The sequence below is a fragment of the Bacillus sp. JK106 genome (assembly GCF_053663355.1).
This window is the reverse complement of the sequence record NZ_JBSJQC010000002.1, coordinates 85,011-105,737: the sequence shown is the minus strand read 5'-3', so window position 1 is coordinate 105,737 and position 20,727 is coordinate 85,011. Positions and strand designations below refer to the sequence as shown.

At 48.5% G+C, this 20,727-nt stretch carries 23 protein-coding genes; 13 read left to right on the top strand and 10 right to left on the bottom strand.

The genetic code is table 11. The features are described 5' to 3' along the window. The first annotated feature begins 86 nt into the window (after nt 1–86). The 6 genes from ACWJJS_RS06040 to ACWJJS_RS06015 all read left to right on the top strand — a co-directional run bounded on the left by ACWJJS_RS06040 (nt 87) and on the right by ACWJJS_RS06015 (nt 4,131). Complete coding sequence (locus ACWJJS_RS06040; RefSeq protein WP_033574471.1) at nt 87–1,178, top strand: YheC/YheD family endospore coat-associated protein; 1,092 nt, start codon at nt 87–89, stop codon at nt 1,176–1,178. Beyond that, a complete protein-coding gene (locus tag ACWJJS_RS06035) occupies nt 1,168–2,526 on the top strand; it encodes a YheC/YheD family endospore coat-associated protein (protein ID WP_071392045.1) in 1,359 nt (452 codons plus the stop codon). The genes ACWJJS_RS06040 and ACWJJS_RS06035 overlap by 11 nt, the downstream gene beginning before the upstream one ends. An 82-nt stretch (nt 2,527–2,608) precedes the next feature. Then, on the top strand, nt 2,609–2,824 hold the full coding sequence (locus ACWJJS_RS06030; protein ID WP_012117190.1) for a YheE family protein: 216 nt from the start codon (nt 2,609–2,611) through the stop codon (nt 2,822–2,824). 224 nt (nt 2,825–3,048) lie between these two features. After that, entirely contained in the window at nt 3,049–3,255 is a 207-nt protein-coding gene (locus tag ACWJJS_RS06025) for an alpha/beta-type small acid-soluble spore protein (RefSeq protein ID WP_003155280.1), read from the top strand. Between the two features lie 101 nt (nt 3,256–3,356). Further along, nucleotides 3,357–3,482, top strand: a complete 126-nt coding sequence (locus ACWJJS_RS06020) for a hypothetical protein (protein ID WP_003155283.1) — start codon at nt 3,357–3,359, stop codon at nt 3,480–3,482. 28 nt (nt 3,483–3,510) lie between these two features. Beyond that, on the top strand, nt 3,511–4,131 hold the full coding sequence (locus tag ACWJJS_RS06015; RefSeq protein ID WP_003155285.1) for an NAD(P)-dependent oxidoreductase: 621 nt from the start codon (nt 3,511–3,513) through the stop codon (nt 4,129–4,131). A 40-nt stretch (nt 4,132–4,171) separates the two neighbouring features. Here ACWJJS_RS06015 and ACWJJS_RS06010 read toward each other — a convergent pair whose 3' ends face one another. Continuing rightward, nucleotides 4,172–6,193, bottom strand: a complete 2,022-nt coding sequence (locus ACWJJS_RS06010) for an ABC transporter ATP-binding protein (protein WP_454023408.1) — start codon at nt 6,191–6,193, stop codon at nt 4,172–4,174. Next, nucleotides 6,190–7,947, bottom strand: a complete 1,758-nt coding sequence (locus tag ACWJJS_RS06005; RefSeq protein ID WP_071392047.1) for an ABC transporter ATP-binding protein — start codon at nt 7,945–7,947, stop codon at nt 6,190–6,192. Before ACWJJS_RS06005 ends, ACWJJS_RS06010 begins: the two co-directional genes overlap by 4 nt. A gap of 421 nt (nt 7,948–8,368) precedes the next feature. On the opposite strand from ACWJJS_RS06005, the gene ACWJJS_RS06000 reads away from it, so the two are divergent. Continuing rightward, nucleotides 8,369–8,869, top strand: coding sequence for a universal stress protein (locus ACWJJS_RS06000; RefSeq protein WP_003155289.1), 501 nt, complete (start codon nt 8,369–8,371; stop codon nt 8,867–8,869). A gap of 38 nt (nt 8,870–8,907) precedes the next feature. Here ACWJJS_RS06000 and ACWJJS_RS05995 read toward each other — a convergent pair whose 3' ends face one another. Continuing rightward, nucleotides 8,908–9,459, bottom strand: a complete 552-nt coding sequence (locus ACWJJS_RS05995; protein WP_060657740.1) for a hypothetical protein — start codon at nt 9,457–9,459, stop codon at nt 8,908–8,910. A 108-nt stretch (nt 9,460–9,567) separates the two neighbouring features. On the opposite strand from ACWJJS_RS05995, the gene ACWJJS_RS05990 reads away from it, so the two are divergent. Continuing rightward, nucleotides 9,568–10,152, top strand: a complete 585-nt coding sequence (locus ACWJJS_RS05990) for a TetR/AcrR family transcriptional regulator (protein ID WP_454023407.1) — start codon at nt 9,568–9,570, stop codon at nt 10,150–10,152. A 42-nt stretch (nt 10,153–10,194) separates the two neighbouring features. On the opposite strand, the gene dat is transcribed toward ACWJJS_RS05990, so the two are convergent. Next, nucleotides 10,195–11,046: a D-amino-acid transaminase gene (gene dat / locus ACWJJS_RS05985; RefSeq protein WP_077722003.1), complete on the bottom strand. Its 852-nt coding sequence runs from the start codon at nt 11,044–11,046 to the stop codon at nt 10,195–10,197. A 256-nt stretch (nt 11,047–11,302) separates the two neighbouring features. On the opposite strand from dat, the gene ACWJJS_RS05980 reads away from it, so the two are divergent. After that, nucleotides 11,303–12,151, top strand: coding sequence for a polysaccharide deacetylase family protein (locus ACWJJS_RS05980; RefSeq protein ID WP_025649537.1), 849 nt, complete (start codon nt 11,303–11,305; stop codon nt 12,149–12,151). Nucleotides 12,152–12,184: 33 nt separating this feature from the next. Here ACWJJS_RS05980 and ACWJJS_RS05975 read toward each other — a convergent pair whose 3' ends face one another. The 3 genes from ACWJJS_RS05975 to ACWJJS_RS05965 form a co-directional block, all read right to left on the bottom strand. Beyond that, entirely contained in the window at nt 12,185–12,955 is a 771-nt protein-coding gene (locus ACWJJS_RS05975) for an NAD-dependent protein deacylase (protein WP_411859589.1), read from the bottom strand. 24 nt (nt 12,956–12,979) lie between these two features. After that, nucleotides 12,980–14,095 (bottom strand): mechanosensitive ion channel family protein, encoded by a 1,116-nt coding sequence (locus ACWJJS_RS05970; protein WP_003155296.1) that lies wholly within the window; start codon nt 14,093–14,095, stop codon nt 12,980–12,982. Nucleotides 14,096–14,258: 163 nt separating this feature from the next. Further along, entirely contained in the window at nt 14,259–14,363 is a 105-nt protein-coding gene (locus ACWJJS_RS05965; RefSeq protein ID WP_003155299.1) for a YhdX family protein, read from the bottom strand. Between the two features lie 169 nt (nt 14,364–14,532). Here ACWJJS_RS05965 and ACWJJS_RS05960 point away from each other — a divergent pair, with 169 nt between their 5' ends. From ACWJJS_RS05960 to crcB, 3 genes are read left to right on the top strand one after another with little or no spacing between them, the layout of a single operon-like run. Next, complete coding sequence (locus tag ACWJJS_RS05960) at nt 14,533–15,249, top strand: glycerophosphodiester phosphodiesterase (protein ID WP_454023406.1); 717 nt, start codon at nt 14,533–14,535, stop codon at nt 15,247–15,249. 1 nt (nt 15,250) lies between these two features. Further along, entirely contained in the window at nt 15,251–15,646 is a 396-nt protein-coding gene (locus ACWJJS_RS05955) for a fluoride efflux transporter FluC (RefSeq protein WP_070081569.1), read from the top strand. Next, complete coding sequence (gene crcB, locus ACWJJS_RS05950; protein WP_046341233.1) at nt 15,643–16,002, top strand: fluoride efflux transporter CrcB; 360 nt, start codon at nt 15,643–15,645, stop codon at nt 16,000–16,002. The genes ACWJJS_RS05955 and crcB overlap by 4 nt, the downstream gene beginning before the upstream one ends. A 13-nt stretch (nt 16,003–16,015) precedes the next feature. Here the strand turns inward: crcB and ACWJJS_RS05945 are convergent, their stop codons facing one another. The 3 genes from ACWJJS_RS05945 to ACWJJS_RS05935 form a co-directional block, all read right to left on the bottom strand. After that, entirely contained in the window at nt 16,016–17,404 is a 1,389-nt protein-coding gene (locus ACWJJS_RS05945; protein WP_454023405.1) for a hemolysin family protein, read from the bottom strand. 229 nt (nt 17,405–17,633) lie between these two features. Next, a complete protein-coding gene (locus ACWJJS_RS05940) occupies nt 17,634–18,878 on the bottom strand; it encodes a beta-ketoacyl synthase N-terminal-like domain-containing protein (RefSeq protein ID WP_070081567.1) in 1,245 nt (414 codons plus the stop codon). A 32-nt stretch (nt 18,879–18,910) separates the two neighbouring features. Further along, complete coding sequence (locus ACWJJS_RS05935) at nt 18,911–20,095, bottom strand: pyridoxal phosphate-dependent aminotransferase (protein WP_070082696.1); 1,185 nt, start codon at nt 20,093–20,095, stop codon at nt 18,911–18,913. A 179-nt stretch (nt 20,096–20,274) separates the two neighbouring features. Between ACWJJS_RS05935 and ACWJJS_RS05930 the strand changes: the two genes are divergently transcribed. Then, nucleotides 20,275–20,700, top strand: coding sequence for a MerR family transcriptional regulator (locus ACWJJS_RS05930; protein ID WP_014304704.1), 426 nt, complete (start codon nt 20,275–20,277; stop codon nt 20,698–20,700). Nucleotides 20,701–20,727 lie beyond the last annotated feature (27 nt).

Below are 20,727 nucleotides of genomic sequence, written 5' to 3'. Positions count from 1 at the left end.
ATCATCTTTTATGATGCGCTTAGCATATTTATTGGATGGAAGGGCCGTTCCATCAGCGGCTTTTTGAATAAAGGGGGAGTAATAATATGACAACACTCGGTTTTATGTCTGTATCCCGCCGGCACGAAGAAGATTACGCCGGGGAATTGGCTGAAAGAGCGCCTCAATATAATGTGCGCTTAGCCCGCTTTACACCGTTTGATATATTTCCGGATTCTTTGCGCGTGAAAGCGCTCGTCTATCACCCGCAAAGCAGAAAGTGGAACGAAACGGAAATCGATATTCCCGAATATATTTACGACCGCTGTTTTTACGGAAAATCCGCTGAAGCGCAAAAAGCCAAACCGATCGTCGAATGGCTGAAAAAATATCCGAAAACGGAATTTATCGGGCGGGGGCTTCCTGATAAATGGACGGTCACGGATGCGCTCCAAAAGCATCATCTGATCAGCCCCTATATTCCTGAAACGGCCGAAGTCAGCCGCTATGAACAGGTGCAATCATACTTAGCCAAGGAAAAAGCATGTATACTTAAGCCCGCTTTCGGCGCGGGAGGCAGAGGCATCATCCTGCTTGAAACAGGCAAAAAATCAATTACGGCCACTTACTATATCGGAAAAAACAAACAAACAAAATCATTTTCCAATCACGTGTCTTTTAAGTCTTGGTGCAAAAAAGTGCTGCAGCACCGCTATTTGCTTCAATCCTACTTAAATATCCAGGATAAAGAACGGCATCCGTGCGACATCCGCATTTTCATGCGCAAAACGGAGTCAGGCGTTTGGGAAACGGTCGGAAAAGCGGTCAGAAGGGGTTATCAGAACGGTCTTTTATCTCATTTGCCCGGAGGATCAGAACCGATTAAGTTTGACACATGGTTTGAGGAAATTCCGAGAAAGCAGCAGGCCGTTTTATTGGATGATGTCTTTTCGATCACCCAATCCGTCCCTTATTTCCTTGATGAACGGTTCGGACCGCTGTTTGAGCTGGGGCTCGATATTTGTTATGCCAAAGACGGACGCATCTGGCTTTTGGATGTCAATTCAAAGCCGGGACGGAAAGCTATTTTAAGCGTGGCTCCGGAGGCGAAAGAGGATTTGTATACGGGTCCGCTGAGACGCTTCCGCGAACTTCAGTCACAGGAAAGCAGGAAAGGAGTATTACCGCGTGAATCATAAAGGGATGATTGTCGGCATCGATAAAAAAAGCAAAAATACGCTGTTTCTCCCCTCCTCCATGAAACGGGAAGGGCTTTTATCCGCTGCCTTCGGGACCAAGGTTGTCAAATGCCGTGTAGCCTTTTCTCAATCACTTGAAAAAAGCGCGCTCCTTTCTGAAGATTTGTTTGAGGAGCTGTTGATACCGTATAAAAGCCGGGCTGACTTTCTCATACACGGCCAAACGGTGCACATCGGACCGCTGATCGGCGTTTTCACAGCCGGGTTCACATCATCGCCGTCCCGCCCGTTAAGAGACCGTACAGCCTTCTTTTCCAAGATGCTCTCACTTCATGAACAGGCGAACGGATATTGTTTCGTTTTCGGGGCTCATCAGATCAACTGGGAAGAAGGCACCGTCCAAGCGCTGATTTATAAAGAAAACAGCTGGAAACGGACGGCCGTCCCGCTTCCGAATGTCGTATATGACAGGCTCCCGAGCCGAAAAACGGAAGGAGTTCCGCTTTTACAGCAGACAAAACAGAGGCTGATGAATGACTATCAGATTCCGTGGTTTAATCCTCAATTCTTTAATAAATGGGACATTCATAAGCTTCTGGAAAAAAACAGTCTCACCGCTTCACTTCTGCCAAAATCTGTCCTGCACCCGAATGCAGAAGCGTTAGAGACGTTATGCAACACATTTGACACCGTCTATATCAAACCTGCAGACGGCGCACTCGGAACGGGGATTTACAAGGTGGAAAAAACAGATGCCGGCTTATCTGTCAAACACACGAATGAGGAAAAAACGGTGGTGACGGCAGAGTATTCAGATGCGGCATCCTTCATGAAATCATTTAAAGAAAACAATGACCCGTCCGCATTTTTAATTCAGCAAGGCATTGACCTGATCCGGCTGGATGGACGCCCCGTCGATTTCAGGGTGCACACGAATAAAAACGCCGAGGGGAAATGGACAGTGACGGCCATCGCGGCAAAAATTTCCGGTGAAAACAGCATCACGACGCATCTGGCAACCGGCGGAGAAGTCAGGACGTTAGCTGAATTATACGGCGATCCGCGAGAGAGAGTCGGCATGATGCGGAAACTTTCAAAAGCCGCCTTGGCGGTCAGCCGCGTGTTAAATGAGCACATTGAAGGTTTTATCGGCGAAATCGGTTTTGACCTCGGCGTCGATCATTCAGGGAAAGTTTGGATGTTTGAAGCCAATTCCCGCCCCGGGCGCAGCATTTTTTCCCATCCGAAGCTGAGATCGGTCGATTACCTGACAAAACGGAGAAATTTTGAATACGCGTCCTATTTATCAGAACGGTCCATCACCGCCCCGGAAAAACTTTGGCGGTGAGGCTGTCTTTTTTTGGGTTTACCCGGGACAGGCACAGAATGATGAGCTACAATGAACAAGATCAACATTTCCCACAAGGAGCGTGAACGTCATGATTTCGCACTTCAGCTGGAAACCGTTATTCAAAAAAGAGAAACTGCCCGGATGGCGGATTTCATTTTACTGGCAGGGTACGCATTACGAAGGGATTTACCATAAGTCCGGTGACATTGAATGGGGACACACACATCCGGGAAAAGAAGAGCCGGCGCTCGTAAAAGAGCTGCATGAATTAATGCTTTATCACATATATGACTGAAAGCTAAAAGCTCAGCCGCATCAGGCTGGGCTTTTCTTTTTCCTTCCGCTATTTACCACCCGGTTTTCCGAATGAGATGCCGTTTGATTCACCATAATACGTAGTACAAAGCGGCAAACAGCATTGGGTGAAGCCGAGCTGGCAATGGTTTTCATTCCGAAAATCATCGGCTGGTGCAATTCCAGCAAACCCAACCATACTACTTAATAAAGGAGATCATACAAATGGCAAACAACAACTCTTCAAACCAACTATTAGTACCCGGCGCTGCTCAAGCAATCGACCAAATGAAATACGAAATTGCTTCTGAGTTCGGCGTAAACCTTGGCGGAGAAACAACTTCTCGTGCAAACGGTTCTGTCGGAGGAGAAATCACGAAACGTTTAGTATCTTTCGCACAGCAGAACATGGGCGGCCAAGGCGTACAATAACTCAATAAATGGCTTACAGAAGGCGCGGGATACCGCGTCTTCTTTTATGCCGTCACCCTTTTTTCCTATTTCACATACCCTAGGAAAAAAGGAGGGAAAACATGTCATTCATTGCCTCAGTCAATTGGGAGCTGTTTCAGTTCGTAAGTGTTTCTTTGGTCAATGAATATGTTGCCCACCATTTCCCGTTTATTCACAGGCATTCTTTTCCCCGCTGCTTTGAATGATATAATGAGCGGCGAGGAGGTTTTTTACATGAACATCGCTTTACTCGGAGCAACGGGAAGAGTCGGACAGGCTTTTATAAAAGAAGCGCAGAAACATGGACACATGGAGATCTTCGCTCTTGTCAGATCAGCCGGAACAGTCCTTCCCATTCCTGAAAAACAGATCATAACAGGGAATGCGAGGCGGCGGGAAGATGTAAGCCGATTGATTTCCAAAGCGGACACAGTCGTGAGCTGTCTCGGCACGGACGGTGACGATACCCTTTCAGCCGCTATGACCCATATAATAGACGGCATGAAACGGCATCATGTTCAGCGTCTGATTACGATCGGCACCGCGGGTATCCTTCAATCACGGCTTATGCCTGATCAATACCGTTTTGAATCGGCAGAATCAAAACGAAAATCAACAAGAGCCGCAAAGGAACACGCCCGCGTATACGAGATGCTGCTGGCAGAGGATCTTGACTGGACGATCATCTGCCCTACCTACCTTCCTGACGGAGACGCTGCCGGAGTTTACCGGTTCGAACAGGATCGCCTTCCTGAAGACGGCGCCGAAATCACAGTCGGAGACACTGCGCATTTTCTGTACCGCGAGCTGATCAGCCCGCAGTTTGTCAGAAAACGGGTAGGACTGGCTTACTGAATGAAAAAAGGGCGAATCTCTTTAGATTCACCCTTTCCGATTACACCGCGGACTTCGCCGATCCTTTCTGCAATTCATACATTTGATGGTACTGCCCCTTTTGCGCCATTAATTCGTCATGGCTTCCCTTTTCAATGATGCGGCCCTTTTCCAGCACGAGAATCTGGTCTGCGTGTCTGATCGTGGAAAGCCGATGGGCGATAATAAATGTCGTGCGCCCTTCTTGAACGACTTGCAGCGCTTTTTGAATGACTGCTTCTGTTTCGGTGTCAATGTGCGCCGTCGCCTCATCCAAAATTAAAATGGCCGGATCGAACACAAGCGCTCTTGCAAAAGAAATCAGCTGACGCTGGCCTGAGGATAGTGTGCCGCCTTTTTCAGTGACGGGCTCTCTGATGCCCTTCGGCAAAGATTGCAGAAGACTTGCGGCGCCGACTTGGCGAAGCGCTTCTTCCGCCTGCTCCAAAGAAATACGCTGATCATCGAGGGTCACATTGGAGCCGATCGTTCCAGAGAAAAGATACGGATCTTGAAGCACGATCCCCATATGGGATCTCAGCTCCTGTCTTGACATGCCGTATATGCTTTTTCCGTCCAGCAGGATATCCCCTTTTTGGGCATCATAAAAACGGAACAGAAGATTCAGGATAGAGCTTTTGCCGGACCCCGTATGGCCGACGAGGGCGACCGTCTCCCCTTTTTCAGCTGTAAAGCTGATGTGTTTCAGCACCTCTTCTCCCTTTCGATATCCAAAAGAAACATCGCGGAATTCCACTGTCCCTTCCGCCTTTCTGTCTGCGGGAGCGCCTTCTTCTTCCGTTTCCTCCTCCTGTAAAAGCTCGAATACTCTGGCGGCAGAGACACGGGCCAATTCAAGCTTCGAAAATTGGTTGACAATCCCCGTAACCGGCTGGAACAAACGGTTTAAATAATCAACAAATGCATATAAAACACCGATCGAAACAATTCCGGCCGCACTCAGACTCGCGCCTCCGAAATACCAGATCAGCCCGACAAACGCCAGATTGCGCAACACATTGACAAGACTGTGGGACATGAGGGAATTTAAGGACAGCATTTTGTTTTTGTAGCGGAAATGAGCTTCATTCAATTCTTCAAATTCCTTCATCGTTTCCTTCTCGCGGCGGAACGCCTGAATAATCGGCATTCCTTGAATGGACTCGTTCATTTTCGCATTGATGTCACTGTTAATGGAACGGATTTTTTGGTTGAAGACGGATGCGTATTTGCGGTACACAACCGACCAGATCATTAAAATCGGAATAATCAGAAGACAAACGGCGGCCAGCCTGACATCAAGCATAAACAGCGCCGTAAAGATACCGAGCATATAAACGCCGCTTGTGATAAATGTCGACAGCACCGTTACATATAAATCCCTGACCGCTTCTGTGTCATTCGTAATACGAGCCACGACTTTTCCTGCAGGCAGATTATCAAAGTAGCGGATCGGCATTTTCTGAATGTGTGAAAATACATCCTGCCTCATGCGCTGTATGATCCGGTTCGCTCCCATCTGCAGCAGATAATGCTGACCGTAATGAAAACATACGGAAAACATGAGCAGTCCGGCGTAAATGGCGGTCAACGTCAGCAATCCTTTTATTTCCGGACGGTAAAATTCAAAAATCTCCTGTCTTGATAACGTAATGGCGGGATATGACCTGCTTTCTTTACCGTTTGATATTGTCAGCCGGCCGTCAGCCACCGAACGGTTTCCGTCAAAACTGACGGGACGGTCAACAAAATAGTAGCCCGCACCGACTTGATAAATGTGCGCCTCTCCGGTTTTATCCGCCCCCGGTTTGAGCCGGTCCTCCCTGACATAATCATGCCCCCGGAACCTGACGGCGCCCGGATCGTCCGCAGAGGCTTTAACCCATGTTTTTTCAATGCCGAGAATGTGGTCGTCAATCATTTTTTTTCCGATAAACGGGCCGGTCAGCTCAGTGCCGACCGCAATAATGAGCAGGACGACCGCCCATATCAGCAGCTTCTTATATTGAAGCGCGTAATTCCATAATCTTCTCCCGGTCTTCATGCGCCCGTCCCCCCTTCTTCAAGAGAGAACAGCTGCTGCCTCTCATATTGTTTTCGATACCAGCCGTTCTGCTCCAATAGCTCCCGGTGCGTGCCTCTTTCAGACACCCGGCCTTCATCCATGACGAGAATGAGATCTGCGTGTTCAACTGCCGAGAGCCGGTGGGTGGTGATAATCGTTGTTTTATGCCGCCGTTTTTTACGGATGCTGTCAATGATGGCGGCTTCCGTTTTCGCGTCTACGGCAGAAAGCGAATCATCTAATATGAGAATGTCAGGATCGGTCAAAAGCGCTCTCGCAATTGATATGCGCTGCTTTTGTCCGCCCGAGAGCGCTACGCCCTTCTCGCCGACAAGCGTCTCAAGCCCGTCGGAAAGCATGCCGATATCGTTTTCAAAATGCGCATCTTTCAGCGCGCCGCCGATTTCCTCTTCGTTTGCATCCTGCCGTCCGTAAAGCAGATTCTCCTTTACAGTCTTAGAAAATAAAATATGATCCTGCGGCACATAGCCGATCCACCCGCGGAGCTCCTCAAGCGGGATCTCCTGAATCGGAACGCCTGTAAACGTGATTGCTCCCGCCCCGGGCGGATATTCACGCAACAGCTGCTTAATGATCGTCGTCTTTCCGCTTCCCGTCTTCCCGACAATGCCGAGTGTCTGCCCTTTTTCTACGGAAAAAGATACATCGGAAACCGCCGGTCCCGCTCCGCTCGGATACGTGAAAGTCACTTGTTCAAAAACAAGACGCCCGGGCTCCTTGATGCCGGCGGGGCGCTTGGGCCCGATCACGTCAGGCTCATAGGAAAGCGTCTCATTGACACGATCCAAGGAGGCATTGCCGCGCTGCATGATATTGATTAATTCTCCAATCGCAAACATCGGCCAGATCATCATTCCAAGGTACACGTTAAACGATACCAGCTCTCCCAGCGTCAGCCGGTTTTGAAAAACGAGATAAGCGCCGTAGCCGAGACCGATGAGATAGCTGAGGCCGACGAGAAGTTTCACAGTCGGTTCAAAAAGTGAATCGATAAACGCCACCTTCATATTTTTCTCATATACATCCGCCGTCATATCACCGAACCGGCTGACATCATTTTTTTCCTGTACGAAAGCCCGGATGACCCGGACGCCGGATACCGACTCCAGCACCTTGTCATTTAATGATCCGAAAGCATCCTGCGCTTCCGTAAACCGCTCATGGATCTTTTTTCCGTACAGGCTGACCGCAGCCGCCATTATCGGCAGCGGAATAATCGCGGCAAATGTCAGCTTCCAGCTGATGAGAAGCCCCATTGTCAAAAATATCGTCAGCATATACATCGTCGAATCAACGAGCGTTAAGACCCCGAAGCCCGTCGTCATACTGACGGCCTGCAGGTCATTTGTCCCCCGCGCCATTAAATCGCCCGTTCTGTATTTCTCGTAAAACGGCGGTGACATTTGAAGAAGCCTTCCCATCAGTTTTGATCGGAGAATCTTCTCCATGACATTCGCCCCGCCGAAAAGCTGATACATCCAAAAATAAGACAGTAAATAGACGGCTGCCGTTAATGCGAGAAAAACACATATGTAAAACAGCATCCCGCTTTTCGTAAACACGCCCGCCTTCATATCGTCTATTGCGTTACCGAGAAGTTTAGGCGGAAACATCTCAATGACATTCACAATCAATAACAGAACAATCGCTGTCGTATAGCGCAGCCAATAGGCTTTAAAAAACCACGCGAGCTTTTTTAATACAGTAAACAAATACCGTCATCCCCTTTCATCAATCAGCCGCCCTCAAGCTTTTCCGGATTGTTTTTCATTGTTTTCGCTAATGCCGCCACATGCATCACACCTGTCTTTCTTTCATTTTTTTGTATAAAAAAAGACATGAAGCCTCAGCTCCATGCCTCTTATTATTATAAATAAGGTACAGACCCGCCGTTTATGCGCGACTGCCCCGTTTTTAAGCAAATGTTCAGAAAACGGAAGCTGTATGGGAGTCACGCCGGTATTCAGCTGAAGATGAGTTGACAAGCTTTAGTTTTGACATGATCCATACCTCCTTTTTCCCTATATTGTTCCTTCATCATATAAACAAATCCTTTTTTTGTCAATGCGGGTTTTACATTTCTGCCGCACGGGTATTGTAAAACAAACCTTTTTTACTGAAAGGATGAGGCTGATGTTTCACGCAGACCGGTTGATAGCAGCTTTTGACGGAAGTGATGATAGTAAAAAAGCGCTCCAAAAAGCCATAGACCTTTCAAAAACGTTTCACGCGGATTTAACGGTCGTACATTCCCACAATGCAAAAGATACCCAGACGATTGTTGATCCCCCGAGGCCGGGAGCCGGGGCAACGTATATCGGCGGCGGGATTGCAAGCGTTCCTGACCCGCTCCAGGCGGAAAGAATCTCCCCTGATCCGATGATTTATGAAGACCGTACGGAAGAAATCGTTGCGGAAGCGAGAATGCTGATGAACGACAGCCAGATTGACGGGGATATCGACATTTTAGAAGGTGATCCCGCTGATGCCATTATCGAGCATGCCGACCGTATATCGGCGGATTTGATCGTCATGGGGAGCCGGGACCAGAACAGGCTGAAAAAACTTTTATTCGGAAGCGTCAGTGAAAAACTGTCATCGAAATCCGATATTCCCGTGCTGATCGTAAAATAATTCTTTCTGTAAAGCAGCTTAATCAAAAGCTGCTTTTTTTACAGCTCCCGGCTGTTTTTTCTTTTTTTCGGCATCACAAAAAAACTCGCCATGATCAAAAAATCGATGCACAATACGACAGACCAGCCCTTTAACAGTCCGCTGAGCGCTTCGGTGCGGGAAGCGTCCTGAATGAGAAATACCGTTCCGGCTAAAAGAACGCCGCCGATGACAAATGCTAATACATGTCTTCCCCATCCTTTTGCATAATGTTTGGCATAATCCAGTCCGTACCGCTTGACCGGTTTTGCCCCTTCCTTTACCACATAATAGCGGAACCGCTCATCCGCCCATTGAATCATGCTTTTTCCGAAGGCGACAGACACTCCGATATAAACGGCCGCCACTGCATGCGCCATAGTCGCCGCCGCCCCTCTGTATAAATCAGCTGCGGCCGCCAGAAACAGTACGGCATCCAATATAGGAATGAGAGCGAAAAAAAACATTCCGAGCTTTTGCCGCCTGAATATATAGCGCGCCGCCAATCCGAAGATGACAGCCGCCCAAAAAGCAGCCTCACAAATGACAATCAACCAAGCAATCGCGTTCAATCCGGTTCCCCCTTATCGTTTTCTAAAATGCATTGTATCACTGCTTTTTATTTAATACAACTGTATTACAAAATTGCAAGAAAAAATATTTCCTGTTACACTGGAACCATGCCTAAAATAATCGATCATGAAAAAAGAAGAAAACAAATAGCCGAAGCCACTTGGCGGACGATTTTGGAGCGGGGAATGGAAGGAGCGACAGTGAGAAACATCGCCCAAGAAGCGGGTCTTTCTTTAGGCGCGCTGAGGCACTATTTCACCACCCAGGATGAGCTTTTAGGGTATGCGATGACACTCGTAAAAGAAAAAGCGGCCGCCAGAATTAACGAAGTTTCCATGAAAGATCTGCCGCCGAAAGAAAAAGCGGTGCGTCTGATGCTTGAAATTATCCCGACAGATGAAGAAACGATGGCTGAAATGGAGGTGTGGTTCGCTTTCACAGCTTATGCCAGACATAAGGGAGAAGAGTTTCAACCCCAGCAGGACGGGATCTTGGCATATATCCGCGGCCTGATTGACTGGCTGGATGAAAATAAGCTTCTGAAACCAAATCTTGATAAAGAAACCGAAGCGGAGAAAATGTACGCTATCGCCGACGGATTGGCGCTGCATGCCATGCTTGAACCTGATCGTCTTTCAAAAGAGAAGATCTCCCGTGTACTCGTTCAGCATATCGAATCTCTTTTTATCTGACTGAAGCAAAAAGGCCGGATGTGTTCCGGCCTTTTTTTCAGCTTATGACTGAACGCCGAGCTCCTGCTGAATGTGCGACTGAAATGCCTCCTGAATCGTTTTGGCTACAGGTCCCGGCGCGCCGCTTCCGACCGGTTTTCCGTCAAGGGTTACGATCGGGATTAATTCAGACGTCGTTGACGAGATGAAAATTTCATCCGCATCTCTGAGTTCGTCTTCGGTAAGAGCCTTCTCCCGCACCTCAATCCCGTTTTCTTTCATCAGCTCTAACAGTTTCATCCGCGTAATGCCGTTTAAAATCAGCTCATTTGCAGGATGCGTCCGGACGGTGCCGTTTATGACGGCGTATACATTGGATGAGGTTCCTTCCGTGACCGCCCCGTCCCTTATCAGCACCGCTTCATAAGCGCCTGCTTCATAGGCTTTTTGTTTTACCATCACATTATACAGTAAATTCAGACTCTTAATGTCACACCTCAGCCAGCGTTTGTCTTCCGCCGTGATGGCCTGCGCTCCGGCTTTTTGTTCATTTTCCGGTTTTTTCACTGAAAAGGTGTATGCCGTCGTCTGCGGCTCCAAACCTTCGTCATACTGGTGCTTCCGCGGCGCCTTCCCTCTCGTCGTCTGTATATAGACCCCGCCGTCAATGAGTTTGTTTTCCTGTACGAGCTTTTGCAGATCCCATTCTATGTCCTCTGCGGAGAACGGCAGGGTGATGCCGATTTCTGCGGCGCTTCTGAAAAGACGGACGATATGCTCACGCAGACCGAATAAGGCGCCGTTATACACTCTGATGACCTCATACACACCGTCACCGAATTGATATCCGCGGTCCTCAATATCAACTGCCGCTTCTTCACGATCAATCAACTGGCCGTTTACTAATGTCTTCATGTAAACCCTCCTAATCGTTATCTGCCGTGATGTGCATTCTCAGCTGTTATTGTCAACTATTCTATCATACTGAACGAGCCGGCTGCGGAGTTTATTTTTTTCTTAAAATCTTATTATTCGACATCTTTTCTATGTCTTTTCCAGTTTTGTTCCTGTATACTTGATTCGACATACATATGCTGTTAACTTATGGCACTTCGCAAGCCTCCGCTGTTATCGGCATTATGCAGAAACTTATGCTACTGGAGAGATTGTTATGCGCAACACAAAAGAAGGTGCTTCCCCTTCTCTGTTTTCATTAGCTTTTAAACTTACGAGTTTAGCAGTTTTGTGCGGACTGCTTCTGGTAATCGTCATAATGGGATATTCCGCTTCCGCCGCAAAAAACAAACAGGTCACCGTGACCGCAAACGGGCAGCTTCGGGATGAAGCAGAAAGCCTGCGGCTGAAAAATGATTCTCCCGACGTCTTAATGAAACATTTGCAGAAAGAGCGTGACCCAGGGAAAAAAACGGTATATTTAACCTTCGACGACGGGCCGTCTCCATATACTGAACAGCTGTTGAATGTATTGAAGGCAAATGGCGCAAAGGCCACTTTTTTTATGCTTGAACCGCGGATGAAAGCCTATAAGCATTCCGTGCAAAGAGCGAAGCAGGAAGGAATCGCGCTCGGCCTGCACGGCGTGACGCACGATAATCACCTGTTTTATCAAACACCGACATCGCCGCTGAACGAAATGCAGCAGGGACGCGATACGCTCGAGGCAATCACTGGAGTAAAAACGGATCTTGTCCGCACGCCTTACGGCAGTAAACCGTCATTGACGGATGCCCAGATTAAGAATCTCGAAAAAGGCGGATTCGTGTACTGGGACTGGACGATAGACAGTGAAGACTGGAAGTACAAAAACGCACGGTACGTGCCGGAAGTATTAAATCAGCTCGCATATTTGGAAAGCGTTCATACGAGCAGGCCGCATGTCATTTTAATGCACGATCTGCCTGCGACGGTGCACGCTTTACCGAGCCTGATTCAAAAACTGAAAGCCCAGGGCTACTCCTTTGATGTTCTGACGGATCAAATGATTCCCGTCCATGAATAAAAAAAGCCGGATCTGTATATGATCCGGCTTTTTTTATGTCGAAGCGCTGATCCGTTTTGCAAATTCACCGATCTTCTCATGGATGACAAGATCAAATAAATGGTCGCAATATGTCGGCTCAAGGTTAATGATCACCTGCTTCAAACCGGGAATCCGGCCCGCATCCTCAGGGACAAACCTTGCCGGCGCCACTTCAAGCGAAGTGCCGATCACAAGAAGAAGATCGGCTTTATCAAGCTTTTCATAAAGGGTTTCAAAATGCTGAACGAGATCGCCGAACAGCACGACATCCGTTTTTAATACGGTGCCGCATACCGCATGATCACCGACTTCGGCCGTACATTCCGGCACTTCGTCCTTCAGCAGATGAGAAAGCCCGTAGCGCGCTCCGCAGCGGGGGCATGCGGCGGTCTGAATTGAACCGTGAAGCTCATAGACACTGCTGCTTCCCGCTTTCTTATGCAGCCCGTCAATGTTCTGCGTGAAAATGTCTACCTGCTTTCCCCGCTTTTCAAGATCCGCCAAATACGTATGGCCGGCATTCGGCTCATAGCTTCCGCTCATTTTCATCTGAAAGAGCTGTTTGAATTTAGGCCAGAATTCACGCGGACGGCGTTCAAAGTATTCCCTGCTCATCGCTTCCATTCTGGAGGTGTCTTCGGTCCATATACCGCCCGCCGAACGAAAATCGGGAATGCCGGATTCCGTGCTCATTCCCGCTCCCGTCAGCACCAGGATACGTTCAGCCTGATTGATCAATGTTATAAACGCTTCCACTCTTCCACCGCCTTTTCTTTTTATCATATCATGAAAAAAGAACGGCGCCTGTTATGCCCGTTCTTTTTCTCCGGAATGATCCTTCACATGAACCGGATCATCGTGGCTCTTCTGTTTTACGAATACATTCTGGCCCGGATAGGCGAACTCCACGCCTTCCTCAGCAAAAATATCAATAATCCGACGGTTGATATCCTGCCGCACGTCCAGGCTTTCCGCCCAGACGATGGTCTTTGTGTAAAAGTTGAAAAACAGATTGTAATAGCTGTCCGCAAACACGTCAAAGTTAACCATAATCGTATCATCATGCACGCCTTCATGTTCACGAAGCATTTCTCTAAGCCTTGTGATGCACCGCTCTAAACGATCAATCGGCGTCGCATAAGAAACACGAACGGAAAACGTGACCTGGCGCTTCGTCATCCTCGTCCAGTTTGTGATGGCTTCCATGGACAGCGTTGAATTGGGTACGGTAACAAGCGCCCCCTGCGCCGTCCGGAACCTTGTGCTTCGGAATGTGATATCTTCAACGCCCCCCGTCACAGATGACGTCTCGACCCAGTCGCCGATCGTAAACGGCTTTTCCGTAATGATGATAATGCCGCCGAAAAAATTGCTGATCGTATCTTTAGCCGCAAGCGCGAAGGCCAAGCCGCCAAGTCCGAGTCCGGCCACGAACCCGTTTACATCATAATTGAATTCCTGCGCGATCACACTGACGCTGAGCGCGAGAATAACAAAGCGCAGCACCTTGGATAAAAACGGCGCCAAAATGTCATCCATATCCAGCTCAAAGCGCTGATTGACTTTATGAAATAAAAACGAAGACGCCGATGTCAGGTTGCAAAGCCCCCAGGCGATCAGCGCTATGATCAAAGAGCGGTACATTTTTTTGACAATGTCCATCTGCCCGTCTAAAAACGGCGAATACTCAATCGCCAAAAACAGACCCAGCGCCACGAAAAACCATCTGGCCGGCTTGTCAAACGCTACGGCAATCTGTTTGAATATGTCGGTTTTCGGCTTGTTCGCCAATTTGTAAATGAGCTGAAAAAAGTATTTGACAAACAGTTTTCTCAAAACGAGAAAAGCCGCTAAAATTCCGATGCTGATACTGATCTGCAAAATATGGTCAAGAGTAAAAAAGCTCTGAAATTGTGTCATCATGGCATATGCTCCTTTGTCTTGTCGAAAATCTATTATACTAAAACATTCGGACATCAGCTTGTTTTATTGTCTTTAGGCAGCCTGAAAAACCCCGGCATCAGAACACAGCCGGGGTTTTTCACACATTCGTTCATCTTTCAGCCAGATACAACAGGGTCAGGCACTATTTCTTCTTTGATTGTGTCTGTTTCAGGAGAGTCGCTTTTTGGATTTCAGCATCGGTTTCGGCCTTAATTCTTTCTTCCACTTTCAATCTCCCTTTTCCCATGATCTCGCCTCCTTTTTGCCATTATAAAACATCACTGCGGATTGTAAACCGAAAAAAGCACTATCTTTATTCCAAAAAAATACTGTTTTGCACATTCACCAGTTTGAATCGCTGTGCATATACGAATCTGATATAATAACAGAAATGCCCATGAGGGGAGCTGACAAGCTTGTATACCATCGCTCATCGCGGCGCATCCGGTTACGCGCCCGAAAATACATTTGCGGCATTTGATATCGCTGCCGAAATGAACGCTGATTTCATTGAGCTTGACGTCCAGCTCACAAAAGACGGCCAGATTGTCGTCATCCATGATGACAAAGTCGACCGGACGACGGACGGCTCCGGTTTTGTAAAAGATTTTACGCTGAAGAAGCTGCAGTCTCTGGACGCCGGCAGCTGGTATGGGGCTGAGTTTAAAGGGGAGCGGATTCCCCTGCTCGAAGAGGTTCTGGAGCGTTATCATTCTGAAATCGGTTTTTTAATTGAACTGAAAGGGCACATTTCTCAAGTCGGTCTTGAAAAAGCAGTCGGCCAGCTGTTAAGCAGGTTTACCTTTTCCATCTATCCTATCGTTCAATCATTCAGTCTCAAGTCGATTCAGACCTTTCACGACATGTATCCGTCCATTCCGACTGCAATTATTGCAAGACCCAGCTTCGGGATGTTTTCCAAAAGCCAGCTGGCCGCTTACAAATCAGCCGCAAATTATGTCAATATTAAATATACCCGCCTGAATCGGTTCTTGATTTCCACCGCTCACAAACACGGCCTGAAAGTATTTGCCTGGACGGTCAGAAATCACAAGACGGCCGAAAAGCTGCAAATGATGGCAGTTGACGGCATTGTAACTGATTTTCCGGATATTATTTCTAAGGATGGCTGATATGAAACAATACATCGCAATTTTTATCGGAGGCGCGCTTGGCGCATTGCTCCGCTTTGAAATGAGCGCGCACATTCACAGCGGATCTTTCCCGGGTGCCACTTTCCTCGAAAACGCGGCGGGAAGCCTTTTACTCGGTCTTATTACGGGTTATTTCATCATTCGGGCTAAACGCCCTCTTTTGACCGCCTTTTTAGGAACCGGTTTTTGCGGAGGTTTCACGACGATGTCAACCTTCGCAAAAGAAACCATTTTTCTGCTGCAATCGTCTCCCGCAGCGGCTTTTTGTTATGCTGCCGCGACTTTATTCGCTGGTCTTGCCCTTGCATACGCCGGCATTTTTTGGGGACGGCGGATTGCCCTTCACGCAGCGGGAAGGGGGCATGATACGCCATGACGATTGTCCTGATGCTTATCGCGGCGGGTATCGGAGCGGTATTACGGTCTCTGCTGGGTAAAACAATTTCAGAAAGAACAAAAGGTTTTCCGATTCCGCTTGGAATGGCTGCGGTCAACCTGCTCGGCTCCTTCGGCCTCGGCATATTCACCGGATTGGGTCTGGATAATCCTTCTGCCGGCGTCATCATCGCGACGGGCTTTTTCGGTGCGTTTACGACCTTTTCCACCTTCAGTATTGAAGCCGTGCAGCTGATGATGAACAACCGCATAAAGGAAAGCCTGCTCTACATCGCTGTTTCAGCAGCCGGAAGCCTTTTGGCATTCTGGTGCGGCTTTGTTATGATATCCATTTAAAAAAACCTTGAGCTTATTTTTCGCTCAAGGTTGCGTTATGAAGCATGACCGTTTCCGGCACGGGCAGCGGGCGGTTTATTGTCCCCTGACCGCCCGGGCGGCCCTGTTCTCCTTTGAGTTCAAGCTGTTTAATAAACCGGCCGTCCATTTCTAATATGAGGGCAGTGTATCCCCCGATTTGTATCGACTCACCCGCACAAATGTCAATATTCCGTTTCAGCACAAGACCGCCGATCGTGTCGACTTCCTCTTCAATCTCTGCGCCGAGAAGATGATTCACCTGATCGATCCGAACCTTTCCGTCCAGCACATAATGGCGTTCGGACAGCTTTTGAATCTGCGGCTGTTCGTCCTCATCAAATTCGTCTCTGATATCGCCGACGATTTCTTCAAGTATGTCTTCGGTCGTCACAAGACCGGACGTTCCGCCGTATTCATCAGACAATATCGCCAAATGAATCCGTTCTCTCTGCATTTTTATCAGCAGGTCGTGTATCGGGATCGTCTCGATGACTTCAATCACCGGGCGGACGTAAGACGTGATGGATACTTCCGCTTTTTCATCTTCTGTCATAAACAGCAGATCTGAAAAGAGATGCTTCGTATTGATCATGCCGATGACACTGTCTTTGTCCCCGTCCGTTACGGGCCAGCGCGTATATTTGTCTTTCAGCATCATATCAAGCATTTCCGGCACGTCCATATCAGTGGAAACAGCGGCGATTTCTTTTCTCGGGATCATGATTTCCTTGGCGATCCGATTATCAAAATCAAAAATTTTATTCACAAATGTATATTCAGACGGATTGATTTCTCCGTTTTTTAAACTTTCTGACAGCAGGATCCGCAGCTCTTCTTCAGAGTGGGAGCCTTCATGCTCAGATGCCGGCTTTAATCCGGCCAAACCGGTCAGAATTCTCGCGGAGCCGTTCAGCACCCAAATAAACGGGAACATGAACACGTAAAATAACCGAAGCGGTCCGGCGATCCATAACGTCAGCTTTTCCGCTTTTTGAATCGCAACCGTTTTAGGCGCAAGCTCACCGACGACGACATGTAAAAACGTAATCAGCCCGTACGCCGCAGCAAAAGCAATCACATGCTCGGCTGAATCCGGAAGCCCCATGCCCTGAAACACAGGATGAAGCATCCGCTCAAATGCAGGCTCTCCCAGTACGCCGAGCCCGATGGATGTGAGTGTAATGCCAAGCTGCGAGGCGGATAAATACTCATCAAGATCCGTAATGATACGCTTTGCGAGCACCGCCCGTCTGTTCCCTTCTGAGATGAGCTGATCGATTCTGGATCTCCTCACTCTGACGATCGCAAATTCACTCGCCACGAAAAACGCCGTTAACGCAATGAGCACACCGATTAAAATCAAACTGTCAATATCGTCCATTTCACCTTATCCCGAATTGAAGGATAAGGACGTCACCTCCTGATTTCATCGTTTTTTCTTAAGCGAGAGGAACGAAATGGGTGATTGACTACACAGAGGGCCCCATCCTGCCACCTCCTAAGTCAAAGCATGATTGTCATTTGTATAGTTTATTGTATCACAACTCCATTCTTTCATCATTTTCAGATTTTTCATCATATAAAAACAGCCTTCAAAAAGAAGGCTGCCGTTATCTGCTTCGGAAATGATTTTCTAAACAAAGCGCCGTATTAATCCCTCCGAATCCCATGCTTAAGCTTAACGCATGGTGTACGGTATGGGCGCTCGGCCCGTCGGTCACCCACTGAAATGAATCGTCAATCGGCTCCGTTAAGTTTCGGATCGGATGAAGCTTGTTTTCCCGCATTTGCAAGAGAACAGCAATGATTTCCACCGTTCCGGCCGCACTCAGACCGTGTCCGGTAATCGATTTTGTCGCATTAATCCGCGCGTGCGACAGGCCGCTTTCAGAAAGCGCCCGGCATTCAGTCTTATCTCCGATCGGCGAACCGGTGCCGTGCGGGTTGATGTAATCGATCTCTTTCGCTGAAAGACCGGCCCGCTCCAGCGCCTGGCGGATCACCGTCATTTCGCCCTCTGCTGAAGGATTCGGGTTGCGGTTCGCATCGGAAGCCATCCCCCAGCCCTTTAAGCCGGCCCACGATCGTGCGCCCCTCTCTTCGGCAGATTCAGCGCGTTCCAGCACAATCGCCCCGCACGCCTCTCCGAATATAAACCCGTCCGTATGCCGGTCAAACGGGCGGCAGGCAGCTTCAGGCCGTTCAGCGTATGTATCAGTGCCCATCGCTCCCAAAGAACGGAGAGCGTGACACTCCATGTACGACAGATCGGCCAGCGCCCCGATCACGATGCACCGGTCAAACAGGCCTCCTATGATTCCTTGAGCAGCCTGGATAACCGCCGCCTGGCCGCTTGCCGACGCGCCGCCGACCGTAAAGGCCGGCCCTTTTATCCCGAATTGCTCCGTGCAAAGCCCCGACAAATCACTATCCATAAAAGAAAGCCCGTATGTCGGATTTACAAATTGCGGCGTTTCACCGTTTTTCTCAAAGGCCTGCAGCAATTCGCGCTGCGTCATATTCGACCCGCCGATGATCAGACCGGTGCGGCTGTGATCAGCGCCGTCTAATTGAGCGTCATGCCACGCTTCATATAAAGCGATAAGCGCCGTCTTTCCAGATAATGCGGCCCTTCGGTACAAGCGCTTCGACAGCGCGTCCGGCGGCGTTAATTCGCTAAGCTCCGCGCCGATAAACGAACTGCCTTTCTGCCGGCCGGGGCGTTTCATCACATCAAAGGCGTGCCGCCCCTCCATGAGCGCAGCGAGAAACGCCTCCTTGCCTTGTCCGACCGCGGTTAAGACTCCGATTCCTGTAATGCTGATGTCTGATGTGCCATTATTTCTCCTCGACATGTGTCCGTTCTCCCATCTTTATATATTGGAAGCTATGAAGAAAAATCTTGATACAGTGCTTTGAAAATATCGCGCGAATATCTGATCTGTTCCGAAGGCACGCTGAAAGATAATCGGAAATAGCCGCTTTTTCCAAATCCGCTGCCAGGTACGATCAATAGTTTGTATTTCTGTGCGGCATGCATGCAGAACGCCACCTCGTCTTCAATCGGTGATTTCGGAAAGACGAAAAAGCCTCCTTTCGGCATTTCAAATTCGAAGCCGGCTTCTGTGAGGATGTCCACCATAAGGTCTCTCCGCTTTCTGTAAGGTTCAGCGTCAATCGAAAGATCATCCATTTTCGCCACGGCGCGCTGCATCATGACCGGAGCGTTCACAAAGCCGAGCGTCCGGTTGCAGAAAACGAATGCATCCGTCAGAAGATCGCCCTCAGGCATTTGGGCGTCCGCCGAGATATACCCGAGCCTTTCCCCCGCAATGCCGAGATCTTTACTGAACGAACTGACTAAAATCACGCGGTGATACGCCTGAAACGGATTCGCCTGCTCTTCTCCGTAGATCAGCTGGCTGTACGGTTCATCAAATAAAATAAATATGCTTTGGCCGTTCCGCTCTTCGGCTTCTTTTAATAAGGCGCCCAATTCGTTAAGGTTTTTCTGGCTGAGCACAGTCCCCGTCGGATTATGCGGCGTATTGACGATCAGTCCTTTCGTACGGGGGGTGATCGCACCTTTAACCGCTTCAATATCAATCTCAAATGAGTCAGTCAGCGGGCAGATGACGGGTCTGCCGCGGTAATTTTCAACATACGCTTTATATTCCGCAAAATAAGGCGAAAGAAGGATGACTTCTTCCTCCGGGTTTAAAATGCTCTTCAGCGCGACATTCAGCGCCCCGCCGGCTCCGACCGTCATAACTGTATGCCTGGCGGAAATTTCTGTCTGAAACCGCTCTGACAAAAAGCGGGCAACCTTTTCTCTCGCCTCCGGAAGCCCTTGGTTTTGTATGTATCCGTGCCGTCCTGTTTCAGCCGCTTCGCATAGCGCCTTTTTAAATGTTTCAGGCGGCTCCGCAACCGGATTTCCTATCGAAAAGTCAAACACCTTATCGGCGCCGAACTCTTTTTTCAGCCGAGCGCCTTCATCAAATAGTTTGCGTATCCATGAACCTTTCTCCAGATTCTGTGTCACTTCCCTTGATAAACCGGCCACTGTCATCTGTCCCTTCTGTCTTTTTCTGCCGTTTCTATTTACAATGATTATGAAAGATTTACATGGCGCAGTCAACGCTTTTTCAGACAGCCTGCCGCCCCGTTTCAGGAGAAAGACGGAAAACAATAAACTTGTGCAAACTCCCCTTCATATATTAAACTATTCTCATAACTATAACGTGATGGTTGGGGAGGGATTTAGATGGGGCTGAGACTTATCGCATCAGTGAATTAGCAGAGCTTGCCGGTGTAACGAAACGCACGGTGGATTACTACACAAACCTCGGGCTTTTAAAGCCTGACAGGTCTTGTTCGAACTATCGTTACTACGATACACTTGCACTTAATCGGTTAAAGTTTATAGTCGCTTGTAAAAAGCAGCGATTGGCCCTGTCTGATATAAAAGATCGACTGGAGAACCAGTTTCCCTCTTCAGCCCTGCCTGACGATGTTGGAAATCTGGCATCGGAAATTGATCACATGAATCAAAACATCTCCGGGATCTTGAATCGGTTTGAAAAGCTTGAACCAGAGGAGCGCGCCCAGCTGAAAAAAAGGCTGGCTCCTGAAAAGCTTGCAGTGCTTCAATCATTTATGCTGCTGTTAAGTTAAACCATTATCTTACTAACAGGAGGTGTT